This window comes from Chitinophaga rhizosphaerae (genome assembly GCF_003958645.1).
Lineage (GTDB): Bacteria > Bacteroidota > Bacteroidia > Chitinophagales > Chitinophagaceae > Chitinophaga > Chitinophaga rhizosphaerae.
Genome location: NZ_RXLO01000001.1, coordinates 250349 through 272088, shown reverse-complemented (window position 1 = coordinate 272088; position 21740 = coordinate 250349). Strand labels below are relative to the sequence as shown.

General features: G+C 53.9%; 13 protein-coding genes. 5 read left to right on the top strand and 8 right to left on the bottom strand.

The annotated features are described in order from the left end of the window. Positions 1–244: 244 nt before the first annotated feature. The gene (porG, locus tag EJ361_RS01040) at positions 245–1090 is read right to left on the bottom strand and encodes a type IX secretion system protein PorG (RefSeq protein WP_164714026.1); all 846 of its coding nucleotides are present in this window, start codon (positions 1088–1090) and stop codon (positions 245–247) included. Between the two features lie 288 nt (positions 1091–1378). On the opposite strand from porG, the gene EJ361_RS01035 reads away from it, so the two are divergent. The 3 genes from EJ361_RS01035 to EJ361_RS01025 all read left to right on the top strand — a co-directional run bounded on the left by EJ361_RS01035 (position 1379) and on the right by EJ361_RS01025 (position 9979). Beyond that, positions 1379–6349: a translocation/assembly module TamB domain-containing protein gene (locus EJ361_RS01035; RefSeq protein ID WP_126243487.1), complete on the top strand. Its 4971-nt coding sequence runs from the start codon at positions 1379–1381 to the stop codon at positions 6347–6349. After that, complete coding sequence (tamL, locus tag EJ361_RS01030) at positions 6346–8661, top strand: translocation and assembly module lipoprotein TamL (RefSeq protein WP_126243486.1); 2316 nt, start codon at positions 6346–6348, stop codon at positions 8659–8661. Before EJ361_RS01035 ends, tamL begins: the two co-directional genes overlap by 4 nt. 412 nt (positions 8662–9073) lie before the next feature. Continuing rightward, positions 9074–9979 carry a PorP/SprF family type IX secretion system membrane protein gene (locus EJ361_RS01025; protein WP_126243485.1) on the top strand — a complete coding sequence of 302 codons (906 nt, stop codon included), beginning with the start codon at positions 9074–9076 and terminating at the stop codon, positions 9977–9979. A 101-nt stretch (positions 9980–10080) separates the two neighbouring features. On the opposite strand, the gene EJ361_RS01020 is transcribed toward EJ361_RS01025, so the two are convergent. The 3 genes from EJ361_RS01020 to EJ361_RS01010 form a co-directional block, all read right to left on the bottom strand. After that, on the bottom strand, positions 10081–10929 hold the full coding sequence (locus EJ361_RS01020; RefSeq protein WP_126243484.1) for a molybdopterin-binding domain-containing protein: 849 nt from the start codon (positions 10927–10929) through the stop codon (positions 10081–10083). 350 nt (positions 10930–11279) lie between these two features. Continuing rightward, positions 11280–12713 (bottom strand): hypothetical protein, encoded by a 1434-nt coding sequence (locus EJ361_RS01015; RefSeq protein ID WP_240646509.1) that lies wholly within the window; start codon positions 12711–12713, stop codon positions 11280–11282. Positions 12714–12734: 21 nt separating this feature from the next. Beyond that, on the bottom strand, positions 12735–13214 hold the full coding sequence (locus tag EJ361_RS01010; RefSeq protein ID WP_126243483.1) for a hypothetical protein: 480 nt from the start codon (positions 13212–13214) through the stop codon (positions 12735–12737). A 614-nt stretch (positions 13215–13828) separates the two neighbouring features. On the opposite strand from EJ361_RS01010, the gene EJ361_RS01005 reads away from it, so the two are divergent. After that, positions 13829–14320 (top strand): hypothetical protein, encoded by a 492-nt coding sequence (locus EJ361_RS01005; protein WP_126243482.1) that lies wholly within the window; start codon positions 13829–13831, stop codon positions 14318–14320. A gap of 26 nt (positions 14321–14346) precedes the next feature. After that, on the top strand, positions 14347–17235 hold the full coding sequence (locus EJ361_RS01000; RefSeq protein WP_126243481.1) for an SGNH/GDSL hydrolase family protein: 2889 nt from the start codon (positions 14347–14349) through the stop codon (positions 17233–17235). A 243-nt stretch (positions 17236–17478) separates the two neighbouring features. Here the strand turns inward: EJ361_RS01000 and EJ361_RS25490 are convergent, their stop codons facing one another. The 4 genes from EJ361_RS25490 to EJ361_RS00985 all read right to left on the bottom strand — a co-directional run bounded on the left by EJ361_RS25490 (position 17479) and on the right by EJ361_RS00985 (position 21710). After that, a complete protein-coding gene (locus EJ361_RS25490; RefSeq protein WP_164714025.1) occupies positions 17479–17625 on the bottom strand; it encodes a hypothetical protein in 147 nt (48 codons plus the stop codon). A 121-nt stretch (positions 17626–17746) separates the two neighbouring features. After that, positions 17747–18124, bottom strand: a complete 378-nt coding sequence (locus EJ361_RS00995; protein ID WP_126243480.1) for a hypothetical protein — start codon at positions 18122–18124, stop codon at positions 17747–17749. A 35-nt stretch (positions 18125–18159) separates the two neighbouring features. After that, entirely contained in the window at positions 18160–19191 is a 1032-nt protein-coding gene (locus EJ361_RS00990) for an RHS repeat-associated core domain-containing protein (protein ID WP_126243479.1), read from the bottom strand. A gap of 1916 nt (positions 19192–21107) precedes the next feature. After that, the gene (locus EJ361_RS00985; protein WP_164714024.1) at positions 21108–21710 is read right to left on the bottom strand and encodes a JAB domain-containing protein; all 603 of its coding nucleotides are present in this window, start codon (positions 21708–21710) and stop codon (positions 21108–21110) included. Positions 21711–21740: the final 30 nt, after the last annotated feature.

Here is a 21740-nt window from a genome sequence, read left to right as displayed (position 1 = left end):
TGATTTGGGCGGTTGCCGAACTTGATACTTGTAAAACCAAAAGCATGCCAATGTGGAATTTTCTCCCCAAACCCGCTACACACTTGAGTTTCACGACAACACCCAATTCTCTTTCCTCCGTCTTCCCAAAAAAAAGCACAAAAAAAAGACCGTCACGAAAGACGGTCTTTTACTTTATTCTATTTGGACTTGATTGGGGGCGATGTTGTGTGCTAACAATACGCAACCATCGTGCCAAAATATCTTACATGCGGAAACATTTCGAAAAATTTGTGTTCCTGTGGCCGCCGGAGCTGCCGCCCAGGCGATACAGGAAAGTAATGCCGGTAAAGGTATACCAGTCCTTGTATTTAGCCGAGCCCCGCTTGGCGCCATCGAGCGGATAGGCGCCGCCATGGACTTCGTCGCCCCGCCAGGCCCAGTCTACCGCCGTCTGCCCCCTTTCGGACAGCAGCGTATTATAATCAACATAAGTGGTACTCACATCGTCGAGGTAATCGGTGAAAGTAGGCCGCAATCCCAGTTCGATGCCGATCGTAAAACGGTCGCTCAGTAAATATTTGAACCCTACCCCAAACGGGATGGAAATCTGATGCAGGGCATACTGGCCACCGCGCTCGGGATATTGCGGCAAGCCCTGCCCTTCCGTGCTGAGGCGGCGCAAAGGCACGCGCGCGCCGGAAGAATCTTTCGCGGTAGGATAGAAACTGAACAGCGCCACGCCACCGAAAACGTACGGTGTAAACCCTCTGTCGTCAATATCGAGGATATTCAATTCCGCACCGAGATGGCCTTCCCAGATGGGCGAACGGAAGCTGAGGTTGCGCGCCTTGAGCGAAACATCCGAATTATTTTTATCGTCTGCCTTGATCAGGCCGAATGTAAAGCCCCCGCGCAAGGTAAGCCAACGGTTCACATCCCGCTTCACCAATAGCCCGATCATAGGCCCGGTGGTCGTGAAATCAACGCGCTTCTCCGTGAGATCGCCATTGTAGTTACTGATCCCTGCGGTTCCTCCGATATGCCAGTCCTGTGATTTGGAAACAAAAGGGGCAGCAAGTAATAATACGATGCCGGTGATTCTTTTCAATGTGATAAGGTTTTACGGGTGACTGATCTATAACAACGACACAAACCGGCAAAAAAGTATCCGGAATCATACACAACCGGGCACGAAATTATACATTTTTTCTCTTTCATTACAATTATATATATATGATTTACAATCCTTCCCGCCTTGGAGAAGGGTTTATTCCCTTATTTTTGCCGCAGGTATGGAATTTGAAGCAGCGTTGTTTAACCTTTCACCATATAAAACTGTAATTAATACGTGACTACCCCCCGACGGAAGAAGATATTTCGCTGGATTTTAGGAATTGTGCTGACGATCATTTTGTTGCCCGTGGTGTTGCTCCTGCTGTTGCAATTGCCGCCGGTTCAGAATTTTATGCGTGGAAAAGCCGAATCGTACCTGCAGGAGCAGTTAAAAACGAACGTCCGCATCGGCGGCCTTCGCTTCTCCTGGTGGAACGCCATCAAGCTTACCGACGTGTATGTCGAAGACGAACGGAAAGATACATTGCTCTCCAGCGGTGAATTGTCCGTCAAATACAACCTCCTCTCCCTCCTGCGCAACAACCTCAGCGTACATACCCTGCGCTGGGAAGATGCCGTGGTAAACGTGTACCGTCCACAGCACGACGCTGCGTTCAATTACCAGTTCGTCATCGACGCGTTCAGTTCGCCCGGTCCGAAGCAAGACACCCTCATCGAAGAAACCGGCACCACGCTGCGGTACAGTATCGGCTCGGTGCAACTGGAGCGGATACACGTCCGCTTCCTCGACAGCCTCGGCGGCATGCTCGCCAACGTTCAGCTGGGGAAACTCGCGGCTTCGCCGGACACGCTTCAACCCGAAAACGGATTGTTTACCCTGAAGAATTTCGAAGCGGACGGCCTGAACGCCGACATCCGGCAGCTGTACCGGCCTGTGGCGGACGTACCCGGCACGCCGGTGGCAGACACCTCGTCTACCGCATTCACCATGGCGGTCCGCCAATTGCTCATCAAAAATACCCGCTGGCTGTATTCGGATGAAAGCAGCGGACTGGAAACGGCCGGCACCCTCGGCAAGCTGGAACTGCGAAAGATGCGGTTCAACCTCCTCGAAACACTCATCAACGCCGAAGAACTGACCCTGGAAAAAACGACGGCCAGCCTCGACATGCGCCAGGCCATGGATACCACCACGGCTCCGCCGGACAGCAGCTCCGCCAATACCTGGCGGGTCATAGCCGGTCAGGTTACCGTTCGCCAGACCGATTTCTCGATGAACGATCATACCGCCAGGCGGCTGGGCTTCCAGCAGGCGGTGGATTATAATTACCTCGCCCTCAAAGATCTCCGCCTCGACGCCGGTAATATCTATTATAGTGCAGACAGCACCCTTCTCACCGTGCGCGACGCATCCGTCAAAGAGCAAAGCGGCCTGGAACTGAAGCGCCTCCGCGGCCAGGTGCGCTACACGCCGCAGGAAGCGCAATTGAAGGATTTCATCCTCCAGACCGGCGAAAGCCAGGTGAGCGCCGACCTCCAGCTCTTTACGCCTTCGTGGGACGCACTGTCCAGCCACCCCGAGCTCATGCGGATAACGGCCGACGTCAAGCCTTCGCAACTCGCGCTGAAAGAAGCCCTTTACTTTGTGCCCGACATGCGCAGCAACCCTTCCCTGGCTCCGCTATGGAAAAAGCGCATCGATCTGAAAGGCAAGCTGGGCGGCAGTCTCGCCAAGCTGGAGATTCCCGGCATCGAGGTAAAGGACAACGACAGGAACTTCCTGTATATTAAAGGAGATGCCTACCAGGTCACCAACCCCGACAGGATGGGCGCCGACATCACTACCCTCACGCTCCGTTCCACCCGCGCAGGAATGCTTTCCTGGCTGCCACCGGGAACTTTGCCAGCAGGGATGCAGTTGCCGGCCCGGCTGGATGTGGACGGGAGTATCCGCGGCGGCATACAGCTGCTGAAACCCGACCTCGCCATCAAAACGGACATGGGCAACGCAAACGTTCGCGGGGAGGTGGCCGGCTTCATGGATATGGACAAGATCCGCTACCAGCTTGCGTTAGACACGAGAAACCTCCAGGCGGGACGGATATTGGGAGACACGGCGATGGGGAACCTCTCCGGCAAAGTAACCGTCAACGGCAAAGGGACCGACCCGAACAAGGCCAATATTAAGGCCGGCGTCAACATTACGGCGTTTACCTATAACCGTTATACCTATCAAAACATTTTGCTGGACGCTACCCTCATCCATGGCGCATACGGCGCCAGGGGCAGCATCCGCGACACTAACGCACTGGCCCGCTTCGACCTGCGCGGGCGGCTGGACACCCTGCATCCGGACATCGCGCTGCGGGCGGACCTCGATAAGCTCGACCTCCTCGCCACCCACTGGACCAGCAGCCCAATGACCATCAAGACCTGCGTGGAAGCCGAAGTCGCCAACCTGAGCCCACGGAAGCTGGACGGCTACGCGGCCATCTCCAAAATTCAGATCGCAGACGAAAACGACCTGTACATGCTCGACTCAATCCTGCTCAAAGCCGGTGTGGAAGAAGGTTTACAGAAAATCGACCTCACGGGGCCTTTCGGTTTCCTCACGGCGCGGGGCGACTTCAATTACCAAACGTTTGCCACGGCCGCCACAGACATGGTAACGCGGCACCTGGAAGCCGCTGCGGCGGCCAAAACGTTGAAAAAAGGGGAAAGCCAGCGGCTGAGTTTCAATGGCAGCATCGTGGTCCCGAAATCCCTCGCCAAACTGCTCCCCGATATCGAACTGCGCAAGCCCGTGACGCTGACCGGTCGGATGGATACCGACAGCAGCCTGCTTTTCGCCAATATTTCCATACCCGGCATGCGGTACGACTCCTTCCGCGTAGACACCCTTGTGGCCAATGTCAGCGTAGATACCAGCAAGATGGCCGCCGATGTGCTGCTCGGGCGGCTCCGGCATCCGCAGATTCCGCTGGGCCGCACGCGGCTGGACGTGTCTGCCGCCAACGGGCTCCTGGACTGGGATCTCGTCATGGGCCGGCGGAATACGCCCAGGTACAGGCTCGGCGGCCTGGTGCAGTATGGATTGAAAGACAGTCTGCTCATTTCCCTTAAGAAAGACCTGCTGCTGAACCGGCAGGCCTGGAACGTGAGCGGCGACAATAAAGTGCTGATCCTTTACGGTGGCGTGGCTTTTGCCGACATCGGCCTGCAGCGGGGCGCGCAGGAACTGAAGATCACTTCCGCTCCCCTGGCGCAGGGCGCGCTGCTGCCCGATCTGACCATGCTGCTGAAGGATTTCAGGCTCAGCACGGTAACCTCGCTGGTGGAAACCGATACCGCCCTGGCGGAGGGGATCAGCAACGGCAGCATTACCGTCAGCGACATCGAAAAAACACCGCTCATCGACGGGAAACTAACGATCGACAGCCTGGCCGTGATGGGCTCCTCCCTCGGCAGGCTGGCGCTGACGGCCAATACCAACGCGGAAAAAGCCGTGGTGCTCGATGCTACCCTGAAAGGCCAGGGGAACGAAAACGACCTGCGCGTGAGCGGTACCTATGCCGATGTCATGGACCTGAAGCTGGATATCACCAAGCTCAACATGAAAAGCATACAGCCGTTGACGTTCGGTAACGTCACGGAGATGAACGGTTACCTGAGCGGCAATGCGACGTTGCGCGGCACGATGGACAAGCCCGAGATCCGGGGCGCCATGCATTTCGAAAAGGTGTCTGGCCGCATTTCCATGATCAACAGCATCATGCGCCTGCCGTCTGAAGACCTCACGCTCGATGAGACCGGCGTCAGGTTCAAGAACTTCGTTGTTGCCGACAGTTCCGGCAACGAGGCCGTTATAACAGGAGATATCCGGACGAAAGACTACGAATCCTTCAACCTCAACCTCGACCTTACCGCCGAAAACTTCCAGGCGCTGGGGCCGCAGGACCCGAAAAATAAAGATCAGTTCTATTATGGGCCGGCCTTCGTGGACGTGACCGCCCAGATCCGCGGTACGCTCGATCTGCCGAGGGTCCAGATGAAACTGAAGCTCCGCGAAAAATCCATGGTTACGGTGATGATCCCCGAAGAAGAACCGGGCATCGCCGACCGGGCGGGCGTAGTCCAGTTCATCGACCCCGCCATGTGGCTGGACCCTACGCTGCGGCCCAAACCCGACACCCTCGCCCGCGTAACGGGCCTGAAAGGATTCGTGGTGAGCGCCGACGTGGAAGTAACGCCCGAATCCACCATGAAACTCATCATCGACCAGGCTAACGGCGACTACCTCGAGGTAAAAGGCACCGCTTCGCTCAACCTCACGATGGACCCCTCCAGCAAAATGAGCCTCACGGGCAGGTACGAGATCAACGAAGGGAAATATGCCATGTCGCTCAACCAGCTTATCAAGCGCGAATTCCAGATCGTGAAGGGCAGCACCATCATCTGGACCGGCGACCCCATGAGCGCAGACGTCAATATCACCGCACGGTACGAAACGAACCCCGTGGCCGGCGATCTCGTGCAGGACGCCATGGAAAACGATAAATCCAACACCAACCGCTACCGGCAAAAGGTACCCGTTTATGTATTCCTCAAGATCACCGGCGAATTGCTCAAACCGGATATCGCGTTCGAACTGGATATGCCGGAAAAAGAACAGGGCGTGCTGAACGGCGTCGTCTACACCCGTATCAAGCAGATCAACCAGGTGCAGTCGGAACTGAACAAACAGGTGATGGGGCTGCTCGTCCTCAACCGGTTCATTTCCGACAATCCGTTCGAGAGCCTCAGCAGCGGCGGCAACCCGGCGGAAGACATCGCGCGGAGCTCCGTGAGCAAGATCCTTTCCCAGCAGCTCAACAACCTGGCCGGCAGCCTTATCAAAGGGGTAGATATCAACTTCGACCTCGAAAGCGAAAAGGCATATAACGACGCCGGCAACAAGGAAGAAGCCACCAACCTGAAGGTAGACGTATCCAAGCGCCTGTTCAACGACCGCCTCACCGTGAGCGTGGGCTCCAACATCGGCATTTCCGGCGCGCAGACGCAAGGGCAGAATGCCAGTTCCATCATCGGCGACATGTCTGCCGAATACAAGCTCACCGAAGACGGGAGGTACCGCGTCCGCGCTTACCAGCGCAACCTAACGGAGACTGTCATCCAGGGGCAGGTAGTGGAAACGGGGCTTACATTCATGCTGATCATGGACTACAACGAATTCCGCGAAATACTCGGTAAACAGGCCAAAAAGACCAAGACGAAAAAACTGAGAGACCAATGACCATCAGACAGATCCGCATCCTCGCCATAGGGCTCGTTACGCTGCAGGCCTGCTCCACCACCCGAACGGTGCCGGAAGGCGACCGGCTGTATACCGGGCATGATGTTACCTGGGATCAGCCGAAGAAAGACCGGCCGAAAGATTTCTCTACGATCCAGTCGGGCATCGACGAGCGGGTACGCCCTTCCCCCAACCGGAAGTTCCTCGGCATGCCCATCAAGCTGTGGCTGTATAATCTGGGGAACGAACCCAAGGGCAAGGGGCTCAATCACCTGCTGCGGAACAAATGGGGCGAGGCGCCCGTGCTGCTAAGCCAGGTGCGGCCTAAAAGGATCACCAACATCGTAGAAAGCTACCTGGAAGACAACGGGTATTTCCAAGTGATGGTGGAGGATTCCATTCGCAACCAGGGGAAGAAAAAGGCCAGTCTCCGGTTGACGGTGGAGCCCCATCACCGGTATACCATCCACCGCGTGCGGTTCGATACCGATACGGGCGTGATCAGTAAACTGATTATCCAAATGGCGAAGGAAACCCTCCTGAAACCCAACGATTTCTATAGTTTGGACCGGATCAAGGCCGAGCGCGAGCGGATCCATAACAACCTGAAGGAAGAAGGGTTTTATTACTTCACACCGGATTATATGATCGTGCAGGTAGACAGTACGTTGAAGGGACAGGTGGATTTGTACGTGAAAGTGAAGCCCGGCACGCCTTCTACCGCGTTGCGGCAATACTGGATGCGGTCGGTGGAAGTGTTCCCGAACTACGACCTCACGCGCGACAGTACCCTGAAGTCTGTGCAGGCGCGGGATTACGGCGGGTATAAAGTAGTAGACCCCGATTCATTGTTCAAGCCTATCGTTTTCGACCGTTCCGTGTTTTTGCAGGAAGACAGCCTGTACCGCATCAGCTCGCATAATATTACTTTGCAGCGCCTCGTGAACCTGGGTGCATTCAAGTTCGTCCGGGGGAACTTCCGGCCGTTGCGCGACAGCTCCCTCCTCGCCGCGCGTTTTTACCTGACGCCTTATCCGAAGCGGTCGTTGCAGTTCGAAGTGAGCGGCACTTCCAAATCGAACGGGTTCGTGGGCAGCCAGGTGAAGATCTCCGCGCGCAACCGGAACCTGCAGAAAAAGGCGAACATCCTGGAAATCAACCTGGGCGGCGGCTTTGAGACGCAGGTCGGCGGAAAGACGCAAAACTATTCCACCAACGCATATAGCCTGAACGCGGAAGTGGCGCTCACGATGCCGAGGTTCTACACCCCGTTCATCCGCTTCAATCCCCGCACGCCGTATGTGCCGCGCACGCGGGTGAGCCTGGGCTACGAGCTGCTGCGACGGCCCAATATGTATACACTGAACGCCATGACGGCGCAATACGGATATATCTGGAAACAGACCAGATTCCTCGACCACACCCTCTACCCCATAGCGATCACGTATACATTGCCCAGCAACCTGTCGGACACGTTCAAGGTGCAGCAGGAACTGGACCCCGCGCTCAAGCAATCCATCGCCAAACAGTTCATTCTCGGGAGCAATTACACGCTGACTTTCAATAACCAGGACCCGTTCAGGTATCATTCCTTTTTCGGTCAGTTTAATATAGACGTGGCCGGCAACCTGGCGGGACTGATCGCTACCAAACAGGAAGACGGCACGAAACAGGTGTTCCGGCAGGATTTTGCGCAGTACGTCCGGCTGAGCGCAGACGGGCGGCATTACTGGCGTTTGGCGAACAACCTCCGCTGGGTGAACCGGCTTTTCCTGGGGTATGGTTATGCTTACGGGAAATACGTCTCTGACCCAACACAACCGGCCACGCTGCCTTTCATCAAGCAATTCTTTACAGGGGGGAGCAACAGTATCCGGGCTTTCAGGGCGAGAACGCTGGGGCCTGGGGCTAAAAATCCCCCGGATCCCAAAAGCACGAACCTGCTGCTGGCCAATGCCGCGGGCGACGTAAAGCTGGAATTCAACTCCGAGTTGCGGTATAAGGTGCAGCAGCTGATCGAACTGGCGGCTTTCGTGGATGCGGGCAATATCTGGCTGGGCAGGGCCAAGCCGGAAAACCAGGAGCAGGTGTTTGCGATGGACCGGTTCTACAAGGAGATTGCGGTGGGTTCGGGCCTGGGCCTGCGCATCGACGCGTCTATCCTGCTGATCCGGTTCGATGTGGCGTTCCCGTTACGGAAGCCCGTTTACCAGAAAGGGTTCCTCTGGCTGCCGGATGCCATCGATATCGGAGACGACAAATGGCGGAAAGAAAACCTGATCCTCAACATCGCGATCGGTTATCCGTTCTGATTATACTATCCCGACGGGGCAGGTTGATGATGGCCGGCCCTGCCGGGATTTGATGGCTGAAAGGCTTGATTCCCCCTTCCCTTTCCCCGCTTCACATTTTACTCCAATCGATTATCACTTCCACGACCGATCCCCTCCGATCACTCGGAAATTTTTTTACATATTTTTTAATTTTAATTGCGAACAACCTTGAAGAAATGATATAACATTGATTTTCAATATATAACCTCCATTAGCTTCTAATTCACGTAGATTGTTAAATTGCCCCAAAATAGCCCCCATAGCGGGTTTCATTACCACTTTTTCATATTCATGTTTTTGTTCAATTAAGCATTAATACTATATTTGTCACCCGGGGTAAATTATCCCGGATGATACTGAGAACATTATTCCTGTACCCAAACGAACGCAGATGAAGCACATCTCTACCCAATTCTGCCTTTTACTGCTGACCCTTGTACTGCCGGTGGCCGCGCAGGCGCAGCGCATTTTCGATCAGCAAGATCCGCTCCCCCAGCAATATTTTGAAAACAGGTACCTCGGCAACCCGGCCCTCGCGGGTGCAGATACCGGTCTCAGCCTGAGCATGGGCTACCGCAAAGCCTGGAAAGAAACCGACGGCGCTCCCGTTTCGTTTGCCTTGACCGGGGATTACCAGGTATGTCGCACCCTCGGCGTAGGCCTTTCCGTGTTTAACGACCAGGCCGGTCCGCTGAAGCAAACCCGTGTGGCCATGTCTTACGCGTACCATACTTCCCTCAACGAAGACAATACCGAATTCCTCCATATCGGCGCCAGCGTTTCGCTAGACAACAAGCGGGCCGAGCACGTGAAGCCCGGAACACCGGAAGCCAAGGCCCTCGAAGGCTATGATGGCTACAAAAACGCCATGGGGCTCGATCTCGGCATCGCCTATACGAATGGCGCCCTTACCCTGCAGGCCACCATGCCGAATGTGACGCGTACCCTGAAGAACATCGACGAAAAGGAGCCCCGCGGCCAGTCGACTTTCGCCGTGACCGCTTCTTACAAATTCGGTACCCGCAGCTACAAGATTTCCTCCATCGAGCCGCTCATCAGCTTCCGCCCCATGCTGAATTCCAACAGCGTGGTGGATGCCGGCGCCCGTGTGAGCTTTGCCCGGAACATGGTGAACGTGTTCGGGTTGTACCATTCCAACAAAGCCGTGACCGGCGGTGTGGGCTTCCAGTTCAAGAATTCCATCCAGGTACAGGCGAGCTATACCAACCAGCGTTCCGGACTGGACGCATATGGCGGCAACTTTGGATTGGGTATCAAAGTACGCCTCTTCAGTTAAGCAACAATTACAGGAGATATTCCGCAACCCGTTATGCATCAGCGAACCGCGATGCGTAACGGGTTGCGGCGTTTCAGGGGATTGGCGATGGAAAGGCGGATTCAGGCCAGGTCGTTCCAGGGATAGAAAGGCACGAGCGACGAGGGTTCCAGGCTGCCATGCCCGGATTCGTGGCACAGGAAACCTTCCGCCTGCGCCGCCTCCCGGATATCCGTTTTACCGGAAAACGAAATGGCGCGCACCTTCAGTCCATTCCGGTGTACCATGGCCGCGGGCACATATTCATCCTGCCCAACGGCCGGCGAGCGATGTTCGGCGTATGGGAGCATCAGGGGCCGTATGGGCCTCATGTTCCAGCAGGCGCGAATGTAGGATTCGAGGAAAAGCTTGGCCGATACCTGTACCGCGAACGGGTTCGAAGGCATGAGCATGACGCGCGTTTTAGTGAGGCTATACCCGAACCAGAACGCCTGGCAGGGATGCGCTTTTACCTTGTTGAACACCTGTTCCACCCCGGCGTCGATGAAGATTTTCGGGGAAATGTCGCCGCAAAGCACCAGCAAATCCGCGTCCAGCGAAGCTTCTAATAATTTTTGCATACCCGGCGATCCGGCGGAAGCGGTAGCGCTATCGCGCAGGGGTATCCTGTAATTCGCCAAAGAACCTTCGACCGTGAGCCGATTGATGGCGCATTCGTTTTCCCCGACACCGATAAAAGCGACCGAAGGCGGCGCGTACACCGAAACCCGCATGATCCCCGATTGGGCCATGGTGGCAAGATGGCGGCTGGTCAGAAATGTTCCCGGAGCGGCTAAGGAAGTGGATGGATTATCGTTTGGTGCCAATTCGGTGATCACTTTGCCGGCGGCTTCCGTAATCGGGACGGAAGTTTTGCCCCAGGTAGTCCGGCAGGCGGCAATCTGTTGTATGGCGGCGGTCACACTGATCATGGCACGGCTTTGAATGTTGTGGCCTGAGGCAGGAAGCGCCGGCTGCTTTCACATACATGCAAGTTGGGTCGCCGCCGGTCTCCCCGCCCCAGGCCATCCAGGTAAGGGATTTTTGATCACACTTACTCATCTTCTCACTAGTTGTTATAAAAATAACTTTTTCTTTGCTCAACTTACAATATTCAAGCGTAATTCGATCAAACTTTCGATATTTCTCAACCAGCGAGGCTTATTCTTCCATTTTTCCGTCAGTTTATATACATGTATTTATTTTATATTTAAACATGCGGGCATGAAAATACCGCCAGCCGGAAGCTCCAACTGGCGGTCCAGATATTTGTGTCAACCGGCTAAAAATTATATCCAACCCTGAATTTCACCGGATCAGTGCGGGGAACCTGGCTATTATGCAGGAAATCGTACAGGAGGGTCATATTACCTTTCAGCTTGTTGTTGATCTTGTATTTTTTGGCGATGCCCAGCAGGGCGCTCCGTGTCCAGGCTTTGGCGTTGGCCAGTTGGTTGGGATTGGCGAAGGCAGCGTTGTAGTTGTATTCGAAGCCGCCGTTGACGAAGAAGGTCCCTTTCAGTTTATAATCCGCGAATGAGCGGACGCCCATGCCCTGGTGCGAAAACCGGATGTTGTTGAAACCTGTTCCCATACCCAGTTTATAGGACGCGCCCATCCCCACGATCCCGTTTTTACTGAATCGGTAGCCGACCTGCCCGGCAAAGTCGCCCGTGGAGGGGAAGAACTGGTTGGAGCGTTGGAACTGGACATTCGCGCCGAATTCCAACCGGGAAAGGAAGCTTTTGGTCTTCATTTCGTTGGGCTTGAAATCGGGCATTTCGGCGGCATTATCGAGATCGGGGAAATGTTTTTTCAGTTCATCCATCTGCGACCGTGCGGCATCCATTTGCTGGCGGATGGCCTGCGAGGCGTTGGGGCCTCCCCCGCCCAGGCGCTGCTGGATGAGTTGTTCCACCTGTGCGCGGGTCTGCAACCCTTCGAGCTGCTGCTCCACGTTGCCGTCGCCGGCGGAAGCCAGGTTGAACAACCGCGCGATCTGCGAATTGCGGGCCATGAAATCCTTATACGCCGGTAGTTTTTGGAGCAGTTCCATGGCTTTGGCTTCCGCTTTTTTACGGTCGCTGAAAACGGACTGGTATTCCTTGAGTTGCTGGGCGTAGTAATAAGCTTCCTTGTTGATCTTCTGGAGATCTTTGGTCATGTTGGCGTACTGGCCCAGTTGGGATTTTAGGAGGTTCCGGCGTTCGCGGATGTAATTGCGGACCTGTTCGGCCTGCTTCAGTTTGTCTTGCAGCGACTTTACCTGGTCCATCGATTTGCCGAGCTTTCCTTTTATGTCGCCCGCCTTGCCGAGGAGGCCTTTGGCGTCTTTCAGGAACCCCAGGGTGTTGGTGAGCGTGTCGAGATAGCCGCCGGTTTGGCCGTTCAGCAAACCCGTTACCGCCTGCGTTTTGCTTTTAAGTTTGCCCTGGAGGTTCCGCAAGGAGTCCAGCGAATTGGTGAAAAGGTTTTTAGCGGCGAGGGAGTCAACTTTCATGAGTTTGGCCTGGAGTTTTTTCTCCTGCCGCATCATACGGTCGAGCGCCTGCCGGGTACGCCTTTCCACCTGGCGTTGGTATTTTTCCGATTTACCGGTAACCTGTTGCAGGTATTTATCGGGCATGGCCTGTGCTTTGGCCAGCAAACTGTCCTGCGCTGCGACAAAGGCGGGCAGGGACAGCAAACAAACAAGGAATAAGGTATAGCTTCGCACGAAAAAAGATTTGCTGGGAAGTTATATCTTTTCTTCTTTGGTTTTCTTCTTTTTGGAAGTTTTTTGGAGAACGCCGGTTTCGTTCACCACATCGAGGTACATTAACCCGTTTTGCTGGTGGATGGTGCAGGACAACGAATAACGGAAGCGATCGCCGATGATGAAGTCCATAGTGACGGTGTCTTTCGCCAGTTTTACGATTTTCTTGGGCTCTCCGAGGATGGAGGTCATCTGCAATTGCGAGCAATTGGCCGGCAGCGGGAGTTGCAGGGCTTCGAGGACGCGCAGGGCCATGCCATCGTGATCTTTCGTAAAATCGAGTGAAATGGCGCGGGTTTCATCGGGGATGGAAACCGGCCGCAGGAAGGTGTTGAAGCCGCACAACTCTCCTACCCAGATTTCCCCCATGAAATCATAATCTTCCACCTCCTGGTAATCAGGACCATCGTAAAAATCGCTCAGGCGAATGGCGTGAAAGTCCTGGTACGCAATAATATCCATACGATTGTCTGTTAAGTGTTCTTTGCTGTCTGCCGGGGCAAAAGGCCATCCGCTGGCAATGGGCGCCAAAATTGAGGCTGCGTCAAGGGCTTCGTCGGACGTTCAGTTTGCATAGGTAGTCGGTATAGGTAAACCGCGGTGTAAATATATGGTTAATTCTTATATTTCAAAACGTCATGACCCACGAACGCATTGATTATAAGCATAATATATAATTTAATATATATGTTTAAGGCGATCAAATGCAGTGTGGAACGATGGGTTGAAGGCGGGCGAATTAAAAACTCCGCCGGTACATCCATCAGAAGTTTTTTGAATTTTTTTTTGGGGATGATGGAAAGGCGCCTTCGTTCTATTTAATACATTGGACCTGCCATCGATCCTAAAGGTTGGCTAAGAAACTTTATCCCCGGAAAACATTCGTTGAAAATCAATCCAATTTTTATTAGATTTGAAGTACCCGAAACATTATCCCTTACCTGCGGCTCCCATGTCGCACAAATTGTAACCATGAAGTAGCCCGATCACACCCCGGAGGCCGGATACCTTATACCGCATCCGCCCTTCCCTTTCACTTTTTACATGAGACATGTTCTAAATGCAATACCTGAATGATGAAACGATTCATTTTCACAGCTGCCTGTTGTGCAGCCCTTCATTCCATTAAAGCCCAGCAATCCTTCGCCGTCAGGCCCGACACCGTGAAAGCCGAAGGCATGGAGCTCGTTGTCCGCAACGCTACGCGCCACATTCCCGGCTTCCTGTTCAACAACGGCAACGGAAAAACCGGTTTTAAAACCATCGGCAACGCACTGGAGTTCGCCGTCGGCGCCAGCGGCGCCCCCCAGGCCGGCGACTCCGTGTATACCAATACCACCTGGAAAGGCCGCTACATCAAGATCTGGCGGAACGGCCTGCTGATCTGCACATCGTGCCCCGGCAGCACTTCCGTAGACACCTCGCTCGGCAAGATCATTTTCAGACCGGCGCTTGTTGCGGCTGAAAAAATCTACATCGAAGCCCTGAATTTTTCCGACTTCACTTTTCATCCGTTCCGCGCTACCATGCAATACGCCATGCTGCCTGCGCGGTATGCCGGATTGTAACCCTCATCCAATAAACAATTGAATACATGAGACATCTCCCAATATTTTTGTTTGTTCTTTTGTGCTATCCCTTCACCTTGCTCCTGGCCCAGGGCGCGCCGTTGAAACTGGAACCCGATTCCGTAAAAATCATGAACGCGGAATTGGTGCTTCGCAACCAGTCGAAAAACGTGAACGGCTATTTATATAATACCGGTAACGGCACCACCGCATTCCGCCAACTCGGCAAAAGCATCGAATTCCACACCGGCACACCGGGGTACCCCGCAGCCGGCGATTCCGTTTTTCAGGATGCCAGTCTTGCCAACCTTTCCATCAAGGTCATGCGCAACGGCCTCCTCCAGTACCGGGGCGGCAGCAACGGCGTTGTCGTGGACGCACCAACGGGCAGCATCGTGTTCCGGCCCGCCCTGCAGGCAAACGAACACATTTTCATCGAAGCTATTTTCGGGCTGGAGCTCTCCGTCAACGGCGGCAACGACAACGGCGGGGGCCCATCTACCGCTTCGCCGCTCCGCATGCAGACCGGCGCCAGCGACAATGGGAACAATACCTTCACGCTCCGTTGGGCCACAAACGCCAAAACGCTGTTCCTCGGTCCGAAAGTGGTGGGCCTCGGCTCCTCGACGCTCGCGGGCGCAGGGCTCTCCGCGCCGAACCGGCTCGGGGATAAAATTTCAGCCTGGCTCACAAACAACACCGCCGGCCACACCTGGACCAACCTCGCCGTTAGCGGGTACAGCACCAAAGACATCCTGCCGCTGGAAGACGGCGGCGTCGGCGGACAGAATATCGAAACGGCCGTACAGCTGAAACCGGATTTCCTGTTCGTATCGCTTCCCTCCAACGATCCATCTTCCGGTATTCCGGTGGTGCAAAGCATGATCAACCTGCGAAAGGTAGATAGCATCGCGCAACGCAACGGCATCACCGTTTTCTTCGAGACCACGCAGCCGCGTACCAATTACAACACGCTCCAACAGCAAATGCTGAAGTTGTTGGCAGACAGTATCCGCAACGCCTGGCCAGACAGGTTTGTGGAAGGGTTTACGGACGTGGCAGACCCATCGTCTATCGCCGCTATCCTCCCGGCCTACGACAACGGAGACGGCATCCACCTCAACAGCGCGGGCAACCAGTTCATCGCCGACCGCCTGTTCGACCGGTGGCTGGGGTATTTTCAATCCATCACCGGCGTAAAAAAATATTACATCGATTCTTCCCTCAACCAAACTACCTGGGCGCCCTTCGCGCAACAGGCAGATGCCAACGTCGTAAAAGCCACTTATAACCGGTACACCAACGCCAAGGTATTTTTCCGGGTAAGGGCGGAAATGAAGAACGGGACCTTCACGCCATGGTCTCCCATCGCCACGCTCAACGAACCCGATCTGCTACCGGGCGTCAATGACTACACATACCGTCTCCTCACCGACCTGGGCGGCGACGGCGTGAGCACCCTGAACGGTTCCAACCAGATCGACGGCCGGCCTACGCCCTCGCCCGATGGTTGGGGCAAATACTGGAACAACTGGTTCGGCAAGGGCGGCGTGGAAGGCTTCGGCACCAATGCGTCTTTCTCGGAAATGCGGACCACCACCAACGAGATCACGGATATGAGCGTTCAGTTCATCGGCTCTCCCACCGGCTCGTTTGGCACTTCTCCCACCAAGGCCATCAACTATAACGGCTTTACCGTTCCCGTGGGCGATTACCCGCAACAGGCGCTGTACGACAACATGTTCATCCATAACTCGCTCAACCCGAACGGCATCGTGCTCCGCATCAAGGGGCTCGTGCCGACGAACAAATACTACATCAAGATATGGGGCGCCAGGCTCGACGACGGCGCCGCCCAGCGCACCCTGCAGGCGAGGATCGGCACCGCAGGCTGGGAAACTGCGCAGTCGGTGGAAACGAAATATGCCACCTCGGCGAGCCCGAACTACCAGCAGGCCGTTAAATTCAATGGGGTTACGGGTCTCGATTCCGTCGACATTACGCTGCGTGTAGGCGGAACCGGTACTTTCGCGCACGTGAGCCTCATCGATATCGGTGTGGTAGGGCCGTTGCCTGCCATCCCGCAAATACGTCTGCGCGACACGACCACGACCTTAACGACGATGCAACTGACCGCAACTCCCATCAACGGTGCTACTATTTCCGCATACAGCTGGGAGCAGGTTTCCGGTCCGGGTACGGCCACCATCGGCAACGCCACATCCGCAACGGCAAATATTTCCGGGCTCACTAACGGTACGTATGTTTTCCGTGTAAGCGGTACGGCCAGCGGCGGGAAGGTGTATAATGGCGTATCCACCGTCAGCGTATTCCCTGATAACGGCGGGCTGAAAACCCTTCGCGTGCACTTCAGTAAAACGGCCGTGCAACCCATCCCGGGTTGGGTGAACGTTTATGGTTCTCCGCATGCTGCGCGCATCATGGTCACCGATCCGGCCACCACCTGGACGATCGACAACCTGAGCCCCACACCGGATTTCTGGGCGCCGTTCGCCAACAACAGCGCGTCGGACATCGATGGCACCACAACCGGCAACAATACCGGCGTCATCCCTGACATCGCGCTGAAGGGCTATTGGTTCAACTACAGCCTGAAATACGCTACCGGCATGGATAACCTGGCCATCACTGGCCTCAATCCCGCAAAAACCTATAAACTGAAATTCTATGCATCCCGCAACAATACCGCAACTGCACCGCGTTACGGCGCCTGGCGCATCAACGGTGGCGCGGAAATATTGATGAACGCCCTCAACAACACGAGCCTGGAAGAAGTGAGGACCGGCATCAGTCCCGACGCGAACGGGAAGATCAATCTTTCCGTACACGCGCCTTCACTGACGACGAACGGTGCGTATGGGTATTTGAATGCGTTGGTGATCCAGGAGGAGTAGTTTCTTTATGATTGCCTGTATTTGATTTTCAACGGGTTTAAGTTGTTTCTTTAGAGAAATGGCTTAAACCTGTTGAATTGACACTATAACAAAAACTATGTAAACATCAAAAATCGGAGTTCATAAGAGTTCCGATTTTTTTAATCTTTATTCGTAATAATGAAAGCAGAGGACTTTTCATCAGATGATTTTGTGAAGTGACGGTGCTACGAGACAAAAGACGTACAGCCGCCGGCGGAGGTCTTAAAAAACATCGCCGATGCACTGGATACCACCGTGGATTTTTTGCTCAACGGCAACAACTCCGATAAAGCGTCCGCCGCTCTCCAGGATGCGGAACTGATCCGCTATTTTAAAGAGATAGAAAATATGCCGCAGGAAGATAAACAAGCTCTTGTTAGGGTTGTCGCGGCGTTCATCAGAGATACTAAAACTAAACAGGCGTATGCTAAATAAATATGCGCAGCCTTAAGCGAGCTGCGCATATTTTATTTTAACTGACACTAGCTACCTAAGCTAAGGTATAAAAATTAGACTTTGTCTTCAACACATCTTCATAGAAGAATACTTTATCCCCCTCGATTTTATATAAATAAATCAACCCTATCGCTCGACCAATCAATTTAACCTGTAATGTTTTACGATCGACAATAGCCAGCTTAAAACCTCGTGTAAAAAATCGCTTTATAAAAACCGGAGCATAGATGTTATTTTCATCACAAAGAATGGGGCCACCAAATTGATACTCAGGAACCTGCCGACCATTTATATACATATCACCTATAACCGGGCTTCCTTGTCCAATTTCAGACATTCTTTCAAATTGAACAATATCATCACCACAGTATTGCTTCACATCAAAATTTATTGGATCCTCATATGGCTTCATGAACTAAACTTGTTTATGATTTAACTTAATCAAATTCAACGATCTATTAACTTTGTTGTTTGATTTAATACCGATTTGGAATCAACAATAAATTGTAACGATCCCCCTAAATAAAAACCGCCTGATTGCGGACCAATAATTCCCACTTTCATGCGCGTCCCTTTAGGTATCACTCCTGATGTATAAACACTTAATGGATTCCATTCCGTTTTAATTGCAGCAAACGTTCTATTAGCAAAAGCACTCTCCCCAATTCTTAGTCCCCAATAATCTGGTCGATTTAAATTGATATTCCCAAACCGTTGCACCCCTATCGAAAAAGGCGACTTTATGGTAATCCCTCCAAATAAAAAACCTTCCTTATCTGTAACCAAATTCGCCAGCCTATTAAAAGCAAAACTCCCGCCTGCTCCCAACTTACCCAAAGCAAAACCTCCCAAAGCTTTTGTAACAGGTGGAGTCGCTAAACCAATGCTAAGAGATCCTGTTGCATACCCCCATCTTTCCGCATCCCAGTTTGAAACATCCAACCCCTGGCGAAAAGCATTTCCACGGCCCTGTATATTAAAATTCACCCCAAATAATGAAGTATACGCATCCGCAGAAGCCTGAACCTCAGGTGACACTGCTGTAAGTAAAGAATAAGTATTAAGTGCACCCTCCTTATAGGTACTAAATTTATATGCATCTCTTCGAACAAAGTCATATGCACCAATTACAGCGTCTTCTCCGGCTTTATATACACCATCCCTAAATTTCGCTCCCTCATCTGAGGTACCAAGAAGTGTCTGAAATATCCTAGACCAAAGTGGATCTTTAGGTTTCTCAGTCTCATTTGAAATATTGCTAGATTCGAGCCCATCAATATCAACGGCCAAAATAGGGCTGTTACTTGCAAACTGATAAGGCGAGTAAAATGGGTATTCCTTCGTCAATGGATCCACACTCAGGAACTTCGCCACCCTCGGATCGTAAATCCTCATCCCATAATCCTGCTGCGATCCTTCTATGCCTTTTACCTCATTATCATTCTCCTTCCCATTAAACCCATACCTACAGACACGCACAGCTTTTTCCTATAGCAACTACTTTCACTGTGGCATTGCTACTCTCAAAGAACTCCCACCAAGATATAGATTTTCTTTTTCATCTGTCTGTTTCCAACTGAAAGAAAAAAAACACACATCATCATGGGTAAAGCAGGTGGCCGGTTTCAGGGCGCCTGGCACCGGGAGCGCCGGCCACCTGATTTATCCATGATACGCCGGGATTTGCACTACCGCTACAGCCCCGCCAGCAACGTATAAGCACGATCATATGCCTGGCGCTGACCCGCATCAGCCGCCGAACGCTGACCTACCACCAGCTCCCGGAGCGCGCACCCGTTGCAATGGCACACTAAACGTGGCGAGTAATAAAACTCCGCTCCGCATACCACGCAGGTAAAAGTGCCGTAATCCGCATCCAGTGAAGGATTCATAAACCATAACAGTTCCATAAACCAATATTTTAAGTTGTTAAAAAACGAGCCGCCCCATGACAGCTTTTAAAAGAAAAAAGAGAAAAAAAGAAAGTGCGACCGCCAGCCGACGCTTATTCTACAGCCAAAAGGAAACGGAATAAATGCGTGGACGGGAAGGATGAGCCCATAACTGCAGCCGGTGCAGGATCGACCGGTCCATGCCCCTACCGCCGCTTTATGCCGTAGTCTTTTGGCCGCCGGGCTATGTAACCGCACGGCTTTGTTCCACCGATCCTGCGGCGGCTACCTTTGTGCTTCTTTTTTTTGCTTTTTTATTTTAAAAGGGGCAGCGGACTGCTGCCGATGTGGAGGCATCCCAACGTCGATAGTAATGCTAAAGCTGGCTAAAAATCGCTTCGATCCCGCCACCCACCGCCATGCGGCGGCACGCCCGGGAGCGGGAGGGTGAGCGAAGCGAGCACGGAGCTACCGGCAGCGTGCCGCCGCCGGCAGGTGGCGGACAAAATGGGCAGTGGAGGGATTTGCGCGCTTCGCGCAAAGACCGGGAGCTGCCCGAACGAAGGGTAAAAGGAAGGGCTGCACAAGGGCTCACTACTACAGGGCAAGCCCTTGCTTTTACCCGCAGTGAGACCGCTTTTCCTGTCCCGGTATGTAAGGGATTTTGTACGTAAACGGGGATCGGTAGATCTTCCCCGGGAAGGGCGGTTCGACATTTGTACAGTTGGCTATAGGCTGGCGGATTCGAACCAGGACACTCAGAACCAGAACCTGATGTACTTCCGTGGTACAACCGGCCACCCTCAGCTTGGGAAGCTGATGCCCGCCATTTGGTGCCCAGAACTGGACTCGGCACCACGCAGAACAGGGAAGATACAACAATCCTTGCTGACGCAACTCGCACCCTATGCCAACGAAGGTAAAGCGGTCTCGCTCCGGCAAAAGGCAAGGGCCAGTTCCTCCCTGCCACTGTTCCCCGAACTGCCCTTCCCTTCTGCCTGCGCTCGGGCTGCTCCCGGTCCGCTTCGCTATCGCTGCGCAGCCCTACGCCGCCCACTTTGTCCGCCACCTGCCCGCCTTGCCGCCCTACGGTGGCTACGCGCGTGCCGCGCTCCCGCCCCCGTGGCCTGCAAGGCATGGCGGTGAAGGTGGCGGGAGCGGCTGATCGAAGCGGAAGGCGGTGGAACCCGGACTGGCAGTAGCGCATGACCTGCCGCGAACAGCGACGGCAGAACATAGCCCGGCGGCAGGATCGTCTTGGCGCATCATCAGGCGGTAAACAGGCTGGCCACTCCATTGCAGGAAGCACCTGACACGCCTGTTTACCGCCTGATGATGAGGCTGCTTCCGCTTGCCGGAACTTTGGCTCCGTCCCCTGATAGAACCGAACCCTGTCCCAAAAGCCAATACGGATAAGGGTTTCATTCCCAAAAAACACCGGGACGCACGGATAACGCATGATGCCGGACGCAGGTTCGATTCCCGCCAGCTCCACAACCCTCGCTATACTTTCAGCCGCTGGATAGCCGCCTTCTCCAGCCCTGTCAGCTTCATTATTTCAGGAACACCGTAGCCCAATGATTTCATGTGTCGGGCTATTTCACGGGCTTTATTCTTTTCACCGGTTTGCTTGCCCTCCTTCACGCCCAGCGCCTTTACCTCGTACTCCAGCATGTATTTGGTGCTCTGTTCCAGCTCCGCCAGCAACCCGTCCTCCGCAAAACTGTAATATCCTTTGTCGCTGATGATGTAATGATCCAGCACCGGCACTTTCAGCAGCCGGCCGCACTGGATCATCCGGTCCGTCATTTCCTTATCCGCCGCAGATGGCTTCAGCAGGCCGCTCGGGTGGTTGTGTACCAGGATGATCTTGACGCTGCGCTTTTGCAAGGCCAGGCTGTAGATCTCCATCGGCTCGGCGATCGTGCGCGTAACAGATCCCATGCTCACCAGCTCGATCAAAAGGATCGTGTTATCTGCCGCCAGTCCCAGCACCCACAGGTGTTCCCGGTTGCGGTCGATCTTCTGTTCCCGCTTCAGCAACAGCCGCATGATCTCGTGCACGTCCTGGCGCGCCTCGATCCTCGTTTTCTTTAGCTTGCTCAATCGTATCTCCATTTTAGTGTACGCTTTGAA